13 protein-coding genes are annotated in these 16,032 nt (G+C 72.2%); 4 read left to right on the plus strand and 9 right to left on the minus strand.

Annotated features, from left to right (window positions below; translation table 11 throughout):
- Nucleotides 1-23 precede the first annotated feature (23 nt).
- Nucleotides 24-1,313, minus strand: a complete 1,290-nt coding sequence (gene aceA, locus SACPADRAFT_RS0205100; protein ID WP_007023482.1) for an isocitrate lyase — start codon at nt 1,311-1,313, stop codon at nt 24-26.
- Nucleotides 1,314-1,527: 214 nt separating this feature from the next.
- Here aceA and SACPADRAFT_RS0205105 point away from each other — a divergent pair, with 214 nt between their 5' ends.
- Complete coding sequence (locus tag SACPADRAFT_RS0205105; protein ID WP_028662227.1) at nt 1,528-2,961, plus strand: short-chain fatty acyl-CoA regulator family protein; 1,434 nt, start codon at nt 1,528-1,530, stop codon at nt 2,959-2,961.
- 55 nt (nt 2,962-3,016) lie between these two features.
- Here SACPADRAFT_RS0205105 and SACPADRAFT_RS0205110 read toward each other — a convergent pair whose 3' ends face one another.
- A complete protein-coding gene (locus SACPADRAFT_RS0205110) occupies nt 3,017-3,772 on the minus strand; it encodes an acyltransferase (RefSeq protein WP_007023484.1) in 756 nt (251 codons plus the stop codon).
- Between the two features lie 71 nt (nt 3,773-3,843).
- Here SACPADRAFT_RS0205110 and SACPADRAFT_RS0205115 point away from each other — a divergent pair, with 71 nt between their 5' ends.
- On the plus strand, nt 3,844-4,806 hold the full coding sequence (locus tag SACPADRAFT_RS0205115; RefSeq protein WP_007023485.1) for a nucleoside hydrolase: 963 nt from the start codon (nt 3,844-3,846) through the stop codon (nt 4,804-4,806).
- Nucleotides 4,807-4,917: 111 nt separating this feature from the next.
- The gene (locus SACPADRAFT_RS0205120; protein ID WP_007023486.1) at nt 4,918-6,198 is read left to right on the plus strand and encodes a C40 family peptidase; all 1,281 of its coding nucleotides are present in this window, start codon (nt 4,918-4,920) and stop codon (nt 6,196-6,198) included.
- Nucleotides 6,199-6,395: 197 nt separating this feature from the next.
- On the opposite strand, the gene SACPADRAFT_RS0205125 is transcribed toward SACPADRAFT_RS0205120, so the two are convergent.
- Nucleotides 6,396-7,871, minus strand: a complete 1,476-nt coding sequence (locus tag SACPADRAFT_RS0205125; RefSeq protein WP_007023487.1) for a potassium/proton antiporter — start codon at nt 7,869-7,871, stop codon at nt 6,396-6,398.
- A gap of 89 nt (nt 7,872-7,960) precedes the next feature.
- On the opposite strand from SACPADRAFT_RS0205125, the gene SACPADRAFT_RS0205130 reads away from it, so the two are divergent.
- A complete protein-coding gene (locus SACPADRAFT_RS0205130; protein WP_007023488.1) occupies nt 7,961-8,773 on the plus strand; it encodes a universal stress protein in 813 nt (270 codons plus the stop codon).
- Here SACPADRAFT_RS0205130 and SACPADRAFT_RS0205135 read toward each other — a convergent pair.
- The 6 genes from SACPADRAFT_RS0205135 to glgP form a co-directional block, all read right to left on the minus strand.
- Nucleotides 8,754-8,990 carry a DUF2277 domain-containing protein gene (locus tag SACPADRAFT_RS0205135; RefSeq protein ID WP_007023489.1) on the minus strand — a complete coding sequence of 79 codons (237 nt, stop codon included), beginning with the start codon at nt 8,988-8,990 and terminating at the stop codon, nt 8,754-8,756. The genes SACPADRAFT_RS0205130 and SACPADRAFT_RS0205135 overlap by 20 nt on opposite strands.
- Before the next feature lie 317 nt (nt 8,991-9,307).
- Nucleotides 9,308-10,489 carry a class I SAM-dependent methyltransferase gene (locus tag SACPADRAFT_RS0205140; protein WP_007023490.1) on the minus strand — a complete coding sequence of 394 codons (1,182 nt, stop codon included), beginning with the start codon at nt 10,487-10,489 and terminating at the stop codon, nt 9,308-9,310.
- Nucleotides 10,490-10,497: 8 nt separating this feature from the next.
- The gene (locus SACPADRAFT_RS0205145) at nt 10,498-11,517 is read right to left on the minus strand and encodes a class I SAM-dependent methyltransferase (protein WP_007023491.1); all 1,020 of its coding nucleotides are present in this window, start codon (nt 11,515-11,517) and stop codon (nt 10,498-10,500) included.
- 1 nt (nt 11,518) lies between these two features.
- Nucleotides 11,519-12,298 (minus strand): enoyl-CoA hydratase/isomerase family protein, encoded by a 780-nt coding sequence (locus SACPADRAFT_RS0205150; protein ID WP_007023492.1) that lies wholly within the window; start codon nt 12,296-12,298, stop codon nt 11,519-11,521.
- 98 nt (nt 12,299-12,396) lie between these two features.
- Complete coding sequence (locus tag SACPADRAFT_RS0205155; RefSeq protein WP_007023493.1) at nt 12,397-13,218, minus strand: ABC transporter ATP-binding protein; 822 nt, start codon at nt 13,216-13,218, stop codon at nt 12,397-12,399.
- Nucleotides 13,219-13,270: 52 nt separating this feature from the next.
- Nucleotides 13,271-15,826 (minus strand): alpha-glucan family phosphorylase, encoded by a 2,556-nt coding sequence (glgP, locus tag SACPADRAFT_RS0205160; protein ID WP_007023494.1) that lies wholly within the window; start codon nt 15,824-15,826, stop codon nt 13,271-13,273.
- Nucleotides 15,827-16,032: the final 206 nt, after the last annotated feature.

Raw genomic sequence — 16,032 nt, forward strand, 5'->3', positions numbered from 1 at the left:
CGCTGCCGCGGCCTAGGTGGCCGTCAGAACTGCGCCTCTTCGGTGGAGCCCTTCAGGGCGGTCGTGGAGCTTTCCGGGTTCAGCGCGGTGCTGACCAGGTCGAACCAGCCGGTGCCCGCCTCGCGCTGGTGCTTGGTGGCGGTGTAGCCCTGCGCCTCGGCGGCGAACTCCTTCTGCTGGAGGTCGACGTAGGCGGTCATGTCGTTGGCGTCGTAGTTCTTCGCCAGGTCGAACATGGAGTAGTTCAGGGCGTGGAAGCCGGCCAGCGTGATGAACTGGAACTTGTAGCCCATGGCGGCCAGCTCGCGCTGGAACTTCGCGATCGTCGCGTCGTCCAGGTGCTTCTTCCAGTTGAACGACGGCGAGCAGTTGTAGGCCAGCATCTGGTTCGGGTACTTGGCCTTGATCGCCTCGGCGTACTTGCGGGCCACCTCCAGGTCCGGCTCGGAGGTCTCCATCCACAGCAGGTCGGCGTACTCGGCGTAGGCCAGACCGCGGTCGATGCAGGGCTCGATGCCGTTCTGGACCTCGTAGAAGCCCTCGGAGGTGCGGTTGCCGGTGAGGAACTTGTGGTCGCGCTCGTCGGCGTCGCTGGTCATCAGCGTGGCAGCCTGCGCGTCGGTGCGGGCGACGACGATGGAGGGCACGTCGGACACGTCCGCGGCCAGGCGGGCGGCGTTCAGCGTGCGCTCGTGCTGCTTGGTCGGCACGAGCACCTTGCCACCGAGGTGGCCGCACTTCTTCTCGGAGGCCAGCTGGTCCTCCCAGTGCACCCCGGCGGCACCGGCGGAGATCATGCCCTTCATCAGCTCGAAGGCGTTCAGCGGGCCACCGAAGCCGGCCTCGGCGTCGGCCACGATCGGCGCGTACCAGTCGATGTCGGTGTTGCCCTCGGCCCAGTTGATCTGGTCGGCACGGCCGAGCGCGTTGTTGATCCGGCGGACGACCGCGGGAACCGAGTTGGCCGGGTAGAGGCTCTGGTCCGGGTAGGTCTGGCCCGCCAGGTTGGCGTCCGCGGCGACCTGCCAGCCGGACAGGTAGATCGCCTTCAGGCCGGCGCGCACCTGCTGCACGGCCTGGTTACCGGTCAGCGCACCGAGCGCGTGGATGTAGTCCTCGCTGTGCAGGAGGTCCCACAGCTTCTCCGCACCACGCCGCGCGAGGGTGTTCTCCTCGACCACGCTGCCGCGCAGCTTCACGACGTCCTCCGCGGAGTAGGAGCGCTTCACGTCCGCCCAGCGCGGGTTGGACTCCCACTCCTTCGCCAGCTTGGCCGCTTCCTGCTCGAAGCTCTTCCCCGTGGACTCAGTCATCGCGTCTCTCCAACTTTGCGAACTTTGCGATTCCTCGCCTGTTAAGACAGACGATGACATGCCCTGCAAAAACCAAGCCAGAGCTCCAACTTGCCAACTTGTGCAAATTTTGCCTATGATCTTGTGAAGTTGCGAAGGAAGCCTTCGCAGCACCGATCGATCGACGCGGCTGGATCGGTACCGAACGAAAAATCCTCCGGAAGGGGCCCCCCTCGTGGACAAGACTTTCGCCGGAGCGCGCCTACGTCATCTGCGCGAGAGCCGCTCGATGAGCCAGGCCGACCTCGCCCGGCTGCTGGACATCTCCCCCAGCTACCTCAACCAGATCGAGCACAACAGCCGTCCGCTCACGGTGCCCGTGCTGCTGCGGATCACCGAGACGTTCGGGGTGGACGCCGAGTTCTTCGCCGACAACGACACCTCCCGGATCGTCGCGGACGTGCGGGAGGCCCTGATGGACGAGTCGATCGGGGCGGACGTCTCCCGCGGCGAGATCAACGACCTGGCCAAGAACCTGCCGTCGGTGGCCGAGGCGCTGGTCAAGCTGCACCGCAGCTACCGCAACGCGGTCGAGAGCACGGCCGCGCTGGTCACCGAGGACGGCCAGGGGTCGCACGGCAGCGCGGCGGCCCCGCTGCCGCACGAGGAGGTGCGGGACTTCTTCTACGAGCGGGAGAACTACGTCGCCGAACTCGACGAGCGCGCCGAGCGCATGTACCACGACCTGGGCCTGCGCCGCGACGAGATCCGCAACGGCCTGCGCGACCGGCTCACCGGGCACTACGACGTCACCGTGACCAGCGAGGGGCTCAACGAGGCCGAGGGCGAGCAGCACCGCTACGAACCGCGGGGCCGGGTGCTGCGCATGGCGCCCAGCCTGCGCATCGGCCAACAGGCGTTCCGGATGGCCTCGCAGATCGCGCTGCTGGAATACGACGACCTGATCACCGAGATCGCCGACTCGTGGGCGTTCTCCGGCCCCGCCGCCCGATCGCTGGCCCGGGTGGGGCTGGCGAACTACTTCGCGGGCGCGCTGATCCTGCCCTACCGGCTGTTCCACGGCGCCGCCGAGCGGTTCCGCTACGACATCGAGCTGCTGTGCGACCACTTCGGCGTAGGGTTCGAGACGGTGTGTCACCGGCTGTCCACGCTGCAACGGCCGAAGCTGCGCGGGATCCCGTTCTCCTTCGTGCGGGTGGACCGCGCGGGCAACATGTCGAAGCGCCAGTCCGCGGCCGGGTTCCACTTCTCCCGCGTGGGCGGCGCCTGCCCGCTGTGGGTGATCTACGAGGCGTTCACCTCGCCCGGCAAGATCTTCAGCCAGGTGGCGACCCTGCCGGACGGCAAGAGCTACTTCTGGGTCGCCCGCACGATCTCGCGCAACATCGGCGGCTACGGCAGCCCCGGTAAGATCTTCTCCGTCGGCCTGGGCTGCGAACTGCGGCACGCCCACCGGCTGGTGTACTCGGCGGGGCTGGACCTGGACGACGCCACGGCCGCCACACCGATCGGCATGGGATGCAAGGTCTGCGAACGCCAGGCGTGTCCGCAACGGGCGTTCCCCACGATCGGCAAGCAGCTCACCGTGGACGAGAACACCAGCACGTTCGTCCCCTACCCGGCGGTGCCGAAGCCGGAGGAGGTCTGACCGGCGCCCCGTCGCGGGGTCCCACGGCCCCGGCCGCCCTCGGTGAGGGGGACGATCACGCCTCGCCGAGGGTCTTGCGCAGTGCCTCGTCGGCCTTGCGGGCCATGTCCGCGACCGCCCTCCGGCGTTCCGCGTCGGCCTCGTAGTCGGCCGCGCGGTCCCGCACGACCCGCGCGGGGGAACCGACGGCGACCGCGAAGTCGGGGACGTCGCCGCGCACCACCGAGTGCGCTCCGAGGACAGCCCCGCGCCCGACCCGGGTTCCGCGCAGCACGGAGACCTTCGTGCCGATCCAGCCGTCCGGCCCGATGCGCACCGGCGCCTTCACGATGCCCTGGTCCTTGATCGGGCGGTGGATGTCGGTGGTGACGTGGTCGAAGTCGCAGATGTAGATCCAGTCGGACAGCAGGGTCGCCGCGCCGATCTCGATGTCGAGGTAGCCGTTGAGCACGTTGTTCCGGCCGAGGACGACCTTGTCCCCGATGCGCAGGGACCCCTCGTGACACCGGATCGCGTTGCCGTCGCCGACATGCACCCAGCGTCCGATCTCCATCCGCCCGTAGCCGGGCCTGCAATCGATCTCGACGTCGCGGCCGAGGAAGACCATGCCCCGCACGAGGATGTGCGGGTGGGTCAGCCGGAACGTCAACAGCCGCCAGTAGCGCACCAGGTACCAGGGGGTGAACGCCCGGTGGCGCAGGACCCAGCGCAGCGAGTCGGCGGTGAGGAACCGCGCCTGGCGGGGATCGCGCCGCGCCCGGGACCACGCCCGGAACCGGGCGAGCACGGGAGAACCCCAGATCGACGTCATGGCGGGACCGTACCGTGGACGCCGACAGACATGGAGGCGGATATCGCCCCGGGACGGGAGTGTGGACACGGATGGGCACCAGACTGATCATCGACACCGACCCGGGCGTGGACGACGCGTTCGCGCTCGCGCTCGCGGCGCGGAGCGCGGACGTCGACCTGCTCGGGGTCACGACCGTCTTCGGCAACGTCGACGTGGAGCTGACCACCGCCAACGCCCGCCGGGTGCTGGCGCTGTGCGACCGGGAGGACGTGCCGGTGGCCGGAGGGGCCGCACGGCCGCTGGTGCATCCCCGCCGGACCCGCCCGTCCTCCGCGCACGGGGACGACGGCCTGTCCGGCCGGTCGGACGTACTGCCCGCACCCCGCCGGCCGGTCGAGCCCGGCGGTGCCGGACGGCTGCTCGCCGGCCTCCTGGAGGCGGCCGACGAGCCGGTGACGCTGGCGCCCATCGGCCCGCTGACCAACATCGCCGCCCTGCTCGCCTCCCGGCCCGACCTGCACGACCGGATCGCCCGGGTGGTCGTGATGGGCGGTGCGGTCGGCGGGGGCAACGCCACGGCCGCGGCCGAGTTCAACGTCTTCAGCGATCCCGAGGCGGCCCACCGGGTGCTCACCGGCGGTGAGGTGCCGTGCGTGCTGGTGCCGATGGATGTCACCTACCGGTGCGCGGTGACCGCGGAATGGCTGGCGGGTCTGGCCGCCTCCGGCCCGGTGGGGGCGGCACTGCACGCGCTGGTGCCGGACTACCTGGCGCACTACCGCAAGGCCCTCGGCGCCGACGCGATGGTGATCCACGACGCGGTCGCCGTCGCGGAGGCGATCGCACCGGGCCTGCTGCGCACCGAGTCGCTGCCGGTGGCGGTGGAGACCTCGGCGGGTCCCGCGCGGGGCGCCACCGTGGTGGACCGCAGGCGGAGCGAGGTCCGCGGTGAGACGGAGGTCCCCGTCCTCGGCGGACGGGTCGACGTCGCGGTCGACGCGGACCCGGACCGGCTGCGGGCCCTGCTCACCGAACGGCTCGCGCAGCCCTGACGCGGCATACGTCCCGCAGGATTCGCTCCGTGACGGACACTGAACCGGATCGGATGACTCAAGGATCGATTGGTTGAGCCACCGCCGGTCTCGACCGCTTATCCTGTCCCCATGACAGCGGGCGACGACGACCGCACGACCGCGCACGGGGACGCCACCCCTGCGCACCCGGTGGACCACGGGGACCCGGAGTCCCCAGGGACACGCGACCGGACACCGCGGCACCGGGCGGTGCTGATCGCCGTCGTCTCGACGGTGGTCGCTCTCGCCGTGTTCGCCGTCGCCCTCGGGCTCGGTCCGCGCGAGGCCGACCTCACCCCGGCGGCCACGGACGACGAACGCACCGACGCGACCACCGGGGTCCCGTCGGCCACCGGCCCGGCCGCACCGTCGGACGCGTCGGGAGCGACGTCCGGCCCCGCCACGGAAGCCCCCACCACGCCGCCACGGGGCCCGGACACGCCGCCGGCGTCGGGGCCCCGGTTCGAGGAGTGGGTGGACGAGGTCGCCGGATGGCTGGACATCCCGCGCCGCGCGATGCACGCCTACGCCGCGGCAACCGTGACCCTCAGCGACGAACAGCCGCAGTGCAATCTCTCCTGGGTGACACTCGCCGGGGTGGGGCGGACAGTGAGTGATCACGGCCGCACGGGGGACCGCGCGATCGCCGACGACGGCACGGTCTCCGACCCGATCGGCACGATCGAGGTGCGCGACTTCGAGGGAACGGTGGTCTCGCAGCCGGGCGCGGCGGGGCCGCTGCAACTCACCCCCCGGGTGTGGCGGGAGTGGCAGGCGAGCGCCACGCACGACACCCCCGACATCCAGGACCTCGACGACGCGGCCCTGACCGCGGGCCGTGCGCTGTGCGCCGACCGGCGGGACCTCTCCGACGGCGACGGATGGCTGGCCGGCGTGTCCGCGCTGCACGACGAGCCGTTGTTCCTGCACCGGACGCTGGCCACCGCGAACGTGTACGGCACGGTCGGCCAGGACGGCGACGAGCCCCACCCGGCGGTGCTGGACGCCGTCTTCTTCGCCATCGACAAGATCGGCCTGCCGTACGTGTGGGGCGGCAACGGCCGGGAGCGGGGCGATCAGGGTTTCGACTGTTCGGGACTGACCACGGCCGCCTACGGCGAGGCCGGGATCGACATGCTGCGCACCGCGCACACCCAGTACCACAGCATCACCCCCGTCCCCGCCGGGGAACAGCCCCGGCTCGGGGACCTGGTCTTCTACGGCGAACCGGAGACCAAGATCCACCATGTCGGGCTCTACATCGGCAATCAGCAGATGATCGACGCCCCGACGTTCGGCCAGGCCGTCCAGGTGCACAACTACCGGCGCCCGGGGGACAACTACGCGGGGGCGGGCAGACCGACGGCCTGAGCGACGAGGTGGGCCAACCCGGCCCGGCCTGTGTGCACCCCCAGTGCGCGCACAGTCCGGCCGGGTCGGACCCCGCCCGCGGGGCCACGACGGACGCGGACCACCCCGGACGGTGCCGGATACTTGCGCACTGTGCAAGTATCACGCAACGGATACGTGTGCTGACCCACAGAACCCGGCGCCGGTGCGCGCGCGGCTCACACCGGTTCGGGCTCCAGTTCCCCCCGTGCCCAGGCGGTCACCAGCTTCGCGGCGTTCTGCTGCCGGGGCATCGCCACGATCACCAGGTCGTCGCTGCGGAACCGGGTCCGCGGGGTCGGGATGAGCACCCGCCCGCCCCGGATGATCGTCGTGATCAGCCCCTGGGGTGGTGTGACCTCGCGGAGCTGCCGTCCGGCGAGATGCAGGTCGTCGGTGACCCGCACCTCGATCATCTCGGTGTTGATGTCGCCGATCGGCACGTCCTCGGCGACCGTCGCCGAGCTCGCGGACGGGTCGCGCAGGCCGAGCCAGCCGGCGACCGTGCGGATGCTGACCCCCTGCACCGCCGCGGAGACGAGCACGACGAAGAACACCATGTTGAAGATGAACGCGCCGTCCGGGTAGCCGGCGAGGAACGGGAACGTGGCCAGCACGATCGGTACCGCGCCGCGGAGCCCGACCCAGCACACGAAGACCAGTTCCCGCCAGGTGTAGCCCTGCCAGCCCAGGCACAGCAGGACCGCGATCGGCCGCGCCACCAGCACCAGCAGGACGGTCACGACGAGCCCGGGCGCCACGACCCCGGGCAGCTCGGACGGGAACACCAGCACGCCCAGCATGAGGAACAGGCCGACCTCGGCGGTGCTCGACAACCCCTGGTGGAACGTGCGGATACCCCTGCGGTGCAGCGGCACCTGCGCGCCCACCACGAGGCCGGTGACGTAGACGGCGAGGAACCCCGACGCCCCGACGGCCGCCGCGAGGCCGTACGACATGCCCGCCACACCGAGCGCGAGCACCGGGTAGACCCCGGCGGGACCGAGGTTGACGCGCATCAGCAGCCGACTCCCGACGAGTCCGACCCCGGCGCCGACGGCCAACCCACCGACCAGCTGGAGCGCGGCGAACCCGACCCAGTCCCACACGCCGGGATCCCCGCGCCACGTCTCCACCAGCCCGATCGTCAGCATGATCGCGATCGGGTCGTTGGCTCCGGACTCGACCTCGAGCAACGAGGAGAGCCTGCGCGGGAGCGGGGCGCGACGCAACATCGCGAACACCGCCGCCGCGTCGGTGGAGGCCACGACCGCACCGATGAGCAGCGCCGTCATCAGGCCGAGGTCGAGCAGCAGATACGCCGCCGCCCCGAGCGCGGCCGCGGTGAGGACCACGGCCACCGTGGCCAGCATCATGCCCGGTACGGCGGCCTGCCGGACGTCCCGGGGTTTGGTGGTCAGCCCACCCTCGTAGAGGATGAGCAACAGCGCTATGGTTCCCCCGATCTGGGCGACGCGGGGGTCGTCCAGCGTGACCAACTGGAGCCCTTCGTCGCCGATGACCATGCCGAGTACGAGAAACAGCAGCAGACCGGGCAACCGGAGCCGGTTCGCGAACCCGGCCGCGAGCACACCCCCCACCAACAGGGTCGCCACGAGCAGGATCCACCAGTCGGCAGGTAGTTGGAGGCTCATAACTCCCCGGGGTTCGGAGGCGGGACCGTACCCGGAGTTTACCTTTCGCGCAGCGTCGACCTCGCTGATCCGGGTGAGGCGGAGTGGACATGGTTGACACCACCGTGTCGGTGACGCGGGTGCTGGTGCCGCTGGACGCCTCCGACTGGGCCCGGCAGGTCCTGGACCCGGCCGTGCGGATCGCCCGGGCGAGCGGGTGCCCGATGGAGCTGGTCACCGTCTACGACCCGGTGCGCGGCAACTGGGCGCAGGACCTCGACGAGCTGGCCGACGGCCTGCCGCACGACGACATCGACGTCAGCGTCGTGGGCGCGGGCTGGCCCGGGGACGTGATCGCCGGGATGGCCGGGGAACAACGGGGGACGCTGCTGTGCATGTCCGCGCTGCACCGCGACGAACTCGCCCGGCTCGTGCTCGGCAGCGTCTCGGCGCACGTGCTGCGGGCCGCGGAGGAGCCCGTCCTGCTGGTCGGTCCGGGTCACCGCGCCGAGGACGCGCCGGAACGGTACCGGCGGCTGGTGGTGTGCCTCGACGGTTCCACGCGGTCGGAGTCCGCGCTGACCGCCGCGCGGGCGTGGGGCCGGGACTTCGGGCTGGAGCTCGAACTCGTGCACGTCGCCGACCCCACCCGGTCCGACGTGGAGCGGGAACGCCTGCACGCCCGCCTGACCGGGGTCGCCGACGAGCTGAGCGGGAGCACCGTGCCGACCACGGCGACCCTGCTCACCGGGGACAATCCCGCCGAGGCGATCGCGGAACTGCTCGGCGAACGCCCCGACGCGCTCGCTCTCACCGCCAGCCACGGGCGCACCGGCTTCACCCGGCTGCTGCTGGGCGGCGTCACGGCCGAGCTGTTGACCCGGAGCCCGTGCCCGGTGCTGGTCAGCCCGACGTCGGACTGACCCCGCCCGGGTGCCCCCGCACCTCCAGCGAGGACAGCAGCTCGGCCGTCGCCGCCTCGACGGCGTCCACGGCCCGGTCGAACGCCGCCGTGTTGTGCGCCGCGGGCTGCCGGAATCCGGAAACCTTCCGGACGTACTGCAGCGCCGCCGCCCGGATGTCGGTGTCGCTGACGGTCTCGGCATACGGCGCGCGCAGGGTCCTGATGTTTCGGCACATACCGGCATTCTCCCCCCACCCCCGCGAGTCCACACCCCAAAACCGCGAGTCGCCACTCCAGGCCCGCGAGTCGCCACTCCAGAACCGCGAGTTGACGTTCCATGGCCACGAGTCGGCGCTCCCGGACCGTGTGTCGGCGCCCCGGGTCCGTCTGCCGGGAGCCGACCGACACGCCGGCATTCCGACCCGAGGGCTACCCGGTGCTTTGGAACGTTGACTCGCGGAATCGCGGCGTCGACTCGGCGTCCTGGAGCGGCAACTCGCGGGCACAGCGCGGCAACTCGCGGGCATGGAGCGGCAACTCGCGGGGCTCGCGGTCAGGGGGTGGGGGTGCGTTCGGCTCGGCAGAGGAGGGCGGTGGGGGTGCGGCCGAGGCGGGTGAGGACCACGGTGGCCTCGTTCGGGCCGCGGGGCTTGAGCCTGCGGCGGAGCGCGTCCGGGTCGACGTCCAGGCCACGGACGAGGATCTCCAGCCTGCCGACCTCGTGGGCGCGCAGGATGGCCCGCAGCGTCTTCTCGCTGTAGTGGCCGTGGTCGAGCACCCGGAACGCCCGCACACCGGGAGGTGGGGCGTCCCCGGTCAGGTAGGCGATGTGCTCGTCGAGCTGCCACAGGCCGTGCCGGGCCGCGTAGTGCCGCACCAGGCCGGCGCGCACCACCGCCCCGTCCGGATCGACCAGCCACCGCCCGGGCGGGCCGACGGCCACGTCGTCCGGTTCGGCGTCGGTGATGCTCCAGCCGGTGCCGTCCGAGCTCAGCACGGTGGCCCGGCGGGACGCCGTCGCCAGCCCCGCACTGAGCAGGCTCGCCTCCCGCACCCGGCCGTCCAGTGAGATCAGTTCCACCTCGGCGGCCCACGGCGCGGCGGCGGGGTCCAGGCCGGGAGCCGTCTTGACCAGCAGGTCGCGCCCCGCGTAGGTGTCCGCCAGGTCGTCCAGCGGGGGCACGAAGTCCCCGGGACGCCACCGGCGCCGTCCGCCCGCGTCGCGGCGGGCCGGGTCGGCCACCACGACACCGTCCCGGGTCACCGGACGCAGCGCGTCGGCACGGACGAGCACCGGCGCGACCCCGGCGACGCCGGCGTTGTGCGCCGCCATCCGCAGGCGCACCTCGTCCAGATCGGAGCCGACACAGCGGTGTGCCGTGCGGGCCAGCGCGACGAGATCGGCACCGATCGAGCAGGTGACGTCGTGCACGTCCCGCCCGGCCAGCCTGCGCGCCCGGTGCCGGGCCACCGGGGCGACGCTGGCCTGTTCCAACGCCTCCCCGGTGAACAGCCACCGTGCGGGGTCCTCGACCTTCGCCCCGGCCCGGCGCCGCAGCAGCTCCGTCTCCAGCACGGCGGCCGCGTACTCCGGGCCGACCCGTTTCCGGGCGGTCGCGACGTCGGTCAGCCTGCTCGCGTCGGTCAGCGGCAGGTCGGCACAGGCCGCGAGCGCCTCCCCGCCCCGCGGCGAGCGCAGGAACGCGACGTCGTCGAGCGAGAAGGCGTACGCCACGTCCGCACCTACGGAGCCGTCGGCGCGGACGGCTTCGTGCCGGTGATCATCACGTTGTAGAACAGTTCCCGCGGCAACACCCGGGACAACAGCTTGCGGTCCACAGCGGACAGCCGCAGCCAGGCGTGGTACGCGAACAACCGCCAGCGCAGAGTCAGCTTCTCGTCCGGGACGGCCGCCTCGAAGGTGCGGACCGGCCAGCCGACAAGGGCCGCGCTGAACTCGTCGGTGACCGCCCGCACGTCCGCCGCCCCCGCCGCGCGGGCGGTGCGCTCCAGCTCGGACGGGTCGAACGTGTGCAGGTCCACCACCGCCTCCAGCGCCGCGGCGCGGGACGACTCGTCCAGCTCCGCCTGGGGCCGCCGCCAGCCGCGCAGGGCGGGCAGCTTGGTGAGCGTAGTGGTCAGCCACCAGGTGAGCTGCCCGAGCCTGCGGGCGTAGAAGTCGCCGATCCGGGTCGGCTCCCCGGCGAAGACGAACCGGCCGCCGGGCTTGAGCACCCGCAGCACCTCGCGCATCGCCGCCCGCACGTCCGGGATGTGGTGCAGCACGGCGTGCCCGACCACGAGGTCGAAGGTGTCGTCGTCGTACGGCACCCGTTCCGCGTCGGCCACCCGGCCGTCCACGTCGAGGCCGAGGCGCGCGGCGTTGCGCAGGGCGACCTCCACCATGCCCGGCGAGAGGTCGGTCACCGACCCCGTCGAGGCCACCCCACCCTGCATCAGATTGAGCAGGAAGAACCCGGTCCCGCTGCCGAGCTCCATCGCGGTGCCGTAGGGCGTGTCCGGGCGCCCCGCGACCGCGTCGAAGACGTCGGTCGCGTAGCCGATGCACCGCTCGTCGTAGGAGATGGACCACTTCTCGTCGTAGGTGCCCGCCTCCCAGTCGTGGTAGAGCACGTTGGCAAGCTTGGGGTCGGCGTAGGCGGCCTCGACCTCCTCGGCGCTCGCGTGCGGGTTCGGCGCCGGGTCCCCCGCCGGCCCGGGGACACCCGGGCCGGTCACCGTGGGGTCGGACGGTCCCGCCACGTCACTTCCCCTCGAAGGTCGCCTTGCCGGGACCGTTCTCGAGGAACGACTCCATGCCCCTGCTCTGGTCCTCGGTGGCCCAGAGCGCGGTGAACAGGTGCGTCTCCAGCTTCAGGCCGTTGCGCAAATCCGTGTCGAGTCCGCCGTCGATGGCGGCCTTGGCCGCGCGCAGTGCCAGGGCGGGGCCGTTCACGAACTGGGCGGCCCACCGGTGCGCGGCGGTGTAGACGTCGTCCGGGGCCACGACCTCGTCCACGAGCCCGATCGAGGCGGCCTCCTCGGCCTTGACGAACCGTCCCGTGTAGACCAGGTCCTTGGCGCGGCTCGGCCCGATCAGCCGGGCGAGGCGCTGGGTGCCGCCCCCGCCGGGGATGATGCCGAGCTGGATCTCGGGCTGGCCGACCTTCACGTTGTCGCCGACCACCCGCCGGTCCGCGGTCAGGGCCAGTTCGAGCCCGCCCCCCAGCGCGTACCCGGTCACGGCGGCCACCGTGGGCTTGGGCAGCTCGGCGAGCCGGGTCAGCGAGTCCTGCAGCGCCGCGCCGAACCGGGTCATCTCGGCGTAGGAACGCCCGGCCATCTCCTTGATGTCCGCGCCCCCGGCGAAGGTCTTCTCCCCGCCGTAGAGCACGACGGCACGGACGTCGTCCCGGTCGGCGGCCTCCTGCGCGGCCTCCGCCAGCTCCGCCTGCACCCGGTCGTTCAGTGCGTTGACCGGCGGCCGGTCCAGCCGGATCGTGCCGACGCCGCCCTCGACCTCGAGACGTACGAACTCGCCCAACGCCATCCTCCTTCGTTCACGTGCCCGCACCTCCCGGGCGCGGGTACCTCGGTCGGCCACGGGTGCCCCACGGTGAGGTTACCCATCGGTAGGCCCGGTCAGCGACGACGGGCGAAGTACCTGTCCCCCGACCGGTGCAGCTCCAGGTCCTGACCGAAGGTCTCGGACAGGTTCTCCCCGGTCAGGACGTCGTCGAGGAGCCCGGACGCCACGGCGCGCCCTTCGGACAGCAGCAGGGCGTGGGTGAACCCGGGCGGGATCTCCTCCACGTGGTGGGTGACCAGCGTCATCGCGGGCGCGTCCGGGTCCAGCGCCAGCGCGGACAGCCGCGCCACCAGGTCCTCCCGGCCCCCGAGGTCCAGTCCCGCGGCGGGTTCGTCGAGCAGCAGCAGCTCGGGGTCGGTCATCAGCGACCGCGCGACCAGCGTGCGCTTGCGTTCCCCCTCGGACAGGGTGCCGTAGGTGCGGTCACCGAGATGGCCGATGCCGAGCGCGGCCAGCAGTTCGTCCGCACGCGCGGTGTCGACGCCGTCGTAGTCCTCCCGCCAGCGCCCGAGCACGGCGTAGCCCGCACTCAGCACGACGTCGCGCACCTTCTCGTCGGACGGCACCCGGCCGTTCAGCGCCGCCGAGGTGAAGCCGATCCGGGTGCGCAGGTCGAAGACGTCGACCCGGCCGAGACGTTCGCCCAGCACGTGGACCGTGCCCGTCGTCGGATGCAGTTCGGCGGCGGCCAGCTTGAGCAGGGTGGTCTTGCCCGCGCCGTTCGGACCGAGCACGACCCACCGTTCGTCCAGCTCCACCGCCCAGTCGAGCTCGGCGAGCAGCGTGTTGCCGCCGCGCCGGACCCCGACACCGGCCATGTGGATCACGAGATCGGCAAGGTTCTCCGGGACCGCCACGTCGTTCACACGGGTCATTGTCGCCGACGGTGTCCCCGGATCCGGCACGGGGCCGCACGCGCGGGCGGCCTCACGCCAGCACCACCCTGCCGAGTTCGGCCGGATCGGCCAGCAGCGGATGCCGCGGCAGGACCCGCACGGTGTAGCCGAGCGAGCCCGCGAACGGCAGCGGCACGGTGGTGGCGAACTCGCCGCCGGACTGCGGGCTCATCGGCACGGTGGTCACGTCGTGCAGGTCGTCGGTGTCGCCGACCCGACCGACCACGGCCTGGACCTCGACCTCCGACTCGGACAGCTCCGCCAGATCGACCCGCGCGCTCACCCGCACCGGGGTGCCCACCACGGGGGACTCGCTGCCCTGCACGGACAGGTCCGTGGCCAGCACCCGCACCTGCGACCAGCACCGGTCCACCCGCCGCCGGTAGTCCGCCAGCGACCGGGCACCCGCGTAGCCCTCCTCCGCCGCCGCGGCCACCGTGGTGGCAGCCGGCCGGTAGGACGACTCGACGTACTCCCGCACCATCCGCGAGGCCTGCACCTCCGGGCCGAGGGTGCGCAGGGTGTGCCACACCATCGACAGCCACCCGCGCGGCACACCCGACTCGTCGCGGTCGTAGAACAGCGGGGCGATCTGCTGGCCGAGCAGGTCGTACAGCGCCGCGGCCTCCAGGTCGTCCCGCATCAGGGGGTCGGTGACGCCGTCGGCGGTGGGGATGGCCCACCCGTTGCTGCCGTCGGAGAACTCGTCCCACCAGCCGTCCCGGACGGACAGGTTGAGCCCCCCGTTGAGAGCCGCCTTCATGCCCGAGGTGCCGCAGGCCTCCAGCGGCCTGGTGGGGTTGTTCAGCCAGACGTCGCACCCCCGGTACAGGTACCGGGCCATGGACATGCCGTAGTCGGGCAGGAACACGATCCGCTCCCGCACGGCGGGGTCGTCGACGAACCGTACGATCTGCTGGATCAGCGCCTTGCCGCCCTCGTCCGCCGGGTGCGACTTGCCCGCGACCACGATCTGGATCGGCCGGTCGGCGTCGAGCAGCAGCGCACGCAACCGGTCCGGATCGCGCAGCATCAGGGTGAGCCGCTTGTAGGTCGGCACCCGGCGGGCGAAACCGACGGTGAGCACGTCCGGGTCGAAGATCCGGTCGGTCCAGTTCAGTTCGAGGGCCGAGGCGCCCCGCTGCAGCCAGGCCTCCCGGGCGCGCCTGCGCACCTCGTGGACCAGGTTCTCGCGCAACTCCCGGCGCAGCGCCCACAGCTGCTCGTCGGTCACCCGGGGGTCGATCCCGCTGACGTCGCCGTCGTGCCCCCACTCCTCGTCGCTGCCGCCGAGCAGTGCGCTCATCTCCCGCGCCACCCAGGTCGGGCCGTGCACCCCGTTGGTCACCGAGGAGATCGGGACCTCGTCGGTGTCGAAGCCCGGCCACAGCCGGGTGAACATCCGCCGGGACACGCGGCCGTGTAGGGCCGAGACGCCGTTGGCGCGCTGGGCCAGCCGCAACCCCATGTGCGCCATGTTGAACCGTGCGGGGTCGTCCTCCGCGCCGAGCGCGAGCACCCGGTCGAACGGCACCCCGGGCAGCAGCCGCCCGTCGCCGAAGTAGTGCTTGACCAGATCGGTGCCGAACTTGTCGATCCCCGCGGACACCGGGGTGTGGCTGGTGAAGACCGTACCCGCCCGCACGGCCGACAGCGCCTCGTCGAAGCCGAGTTCGGAGCTGTCGAGCACCTCGCGGACCCGTTCCAGGCCGAGGAAGCCGGCGTGGCCCTCGTTGGTGTGGAAGACCTCGGGCTGCGGGTGCCCGGTCAGGTCGCAGTACCGGCGCACCGCCCGCATCCCGCCGATGCCCGCCAGGATCTCCTGCCGGATGCGGTGGTCGGCGTCGCCGCCGTAGAGCCGGTCGGTCACCCCGCGCAGGTCGTCGTCGTTGCCGTCCACATCGGTGTCCAGCAACAGCAGCGGCACCCGGCCCACCCGTGCCAGCCACACCTGCGCCGACAGCTCCCGGCCGCCCGGCATGGCCGTGTGGATCATCACGGGTTCCCCCGCGTGGTCGGTGAGCTGTTCCAGGGGCAGCCCGCTCGGATCGATCACCGGGTAGTGCTCGACCTGCCACCCGTCCAGGGACAACGACTGCCGGAAGTACCCCGCCCGGTACAGCGGGCCGACCCCGATCATCGGGACACCGAGGTCGGAGGCGGCCTTGAGGTGGTCGCCCGCGAGCACCCCGAGCCCTCCGGAGTAGTTCGGCAGCGCCTCGTGCACGCCGAACTCCATGGAGAAGTACGCGACCGCGCCCGGGAACCGCTCCCCGTCCCCCGCCTCCGCCGCCCTGCGCTGGTACCAGCGCGGTTCGGACAGGTACCGCCGCAGGTCGCCGCTGATCCGCCGGGTCCGGGCGAGGAAGTTCTCGTCTCCGGCGAGTTCGTCCAGCCGCGCGGCCGGGAGTTCGGCGAGCATGCGCAGCGGGTCCCGGATCCGCCGGAACAGCGCGTCGTCCATGGAGGCGAACAGGTCCCGGGTCGGCGGGTGCCACGTCCACCGCAGGTTCGTGGCCAGCTCCGTCAGCCCGGTCAACTCCTCGGGGACGCGCGCATGCACGGTGAACCGGCGGACAGCTCTCATGAAGATCGACCCTAACGCCGGGTGGTTCCCGGCCGCCGGACGCCGACCGTTCCGCGGGCGGACGCGGGAAAGGGCCCGGAACGCCCCGCGAGCGGCCGTCGGTCCGCTAGCCTGCCCGCCATGATCCGAACAGGGGGACGCCGCCGAGGGGACGGGGCGGCGTGGACACGGACCGGCGGGCGGGCGCCCCGCCGGAACCGGGGGTT

This window comes from Saccharomonospora iraqiensis subsp. paurometabolica YIM 90007 (assembly GCF_000231035.2).
GTDB classification, from domain to species: domain Bacteria; phylum Actinomycetota; class Actinomycetes; order Mycobacteriales; family Pseudonocardiaceae; genus Saccharomonospora; species Saccharomonospora paurometabolica.

Bases quoted from the DNA above. Each gene is read 5' to 3' on its own strand.
- aceA (WP_007023482.1), bottom strand. From the start codon at position 1,313: ATGACTGAGTCCACGGGGAAGAGCTTCGAGCAGGAAGCGGCCAAGCTG.
- SACPADRAFT_RS0205110 (WP_007023484.1), bottom strand. From the start codon at position 3,772: ATGACGTCGATCTGGGGTTCTCCCGTGCTCGCCCGGTTCCGGGCGTGG.
- SACPADRAFT_RS0205115 (WP_007023485.1), top strand. From the start codon at position 3,844: ATGGGCACCAGACTGATCATCGACACCGACCCGGGCGTGGACGACGCG.
- SACPADRAFT_RS0205120 (WP_007023486.1), top strand. From the start codon at position 4,918: ATGACAGCGGGCGACGACGACCGCACGACCGCGCACGGGGACGCCACC.
- SACPADRAFT_RS0205125 (WP_007023487.1), bottom strand. From the start codon at position 7,871: ATGAGCCTCCAACTACCTGCCGACTGGTGGATCCTGCTCGTGGCGACC.
- SACPADRAFT_RS0205130 (WP_007023488.1), top strand. From the start codon at position 7,961: ATGGTTGACACCACCGTGTCGGTGACGCGGGTGCTGGTGCCGCTGGAC.
- SACPADRAFT_RS0205135 (WP_007023489.1), bottom strand. From the start codon at position 8,990: ATGTGCCGAAACATCAGGACCCTGCGCGCGCCGTATGCCGAGACCGTC.
- SACPADRAFT_RS0205155 (WP_007023493.1), bottom strand. From the start codon at position 13,218: ATGACCCGTGTGAACGACGTGGCGGTCCCGGAGAACCTTGCCGATCTC.
- glgP (WP_007023494.1), bottom strand. From the start codon at position 15,826: ATGAGAGCTGTCCGCCGGTTCACCGTGCATGCGCGCGTCCCCGAGGAG.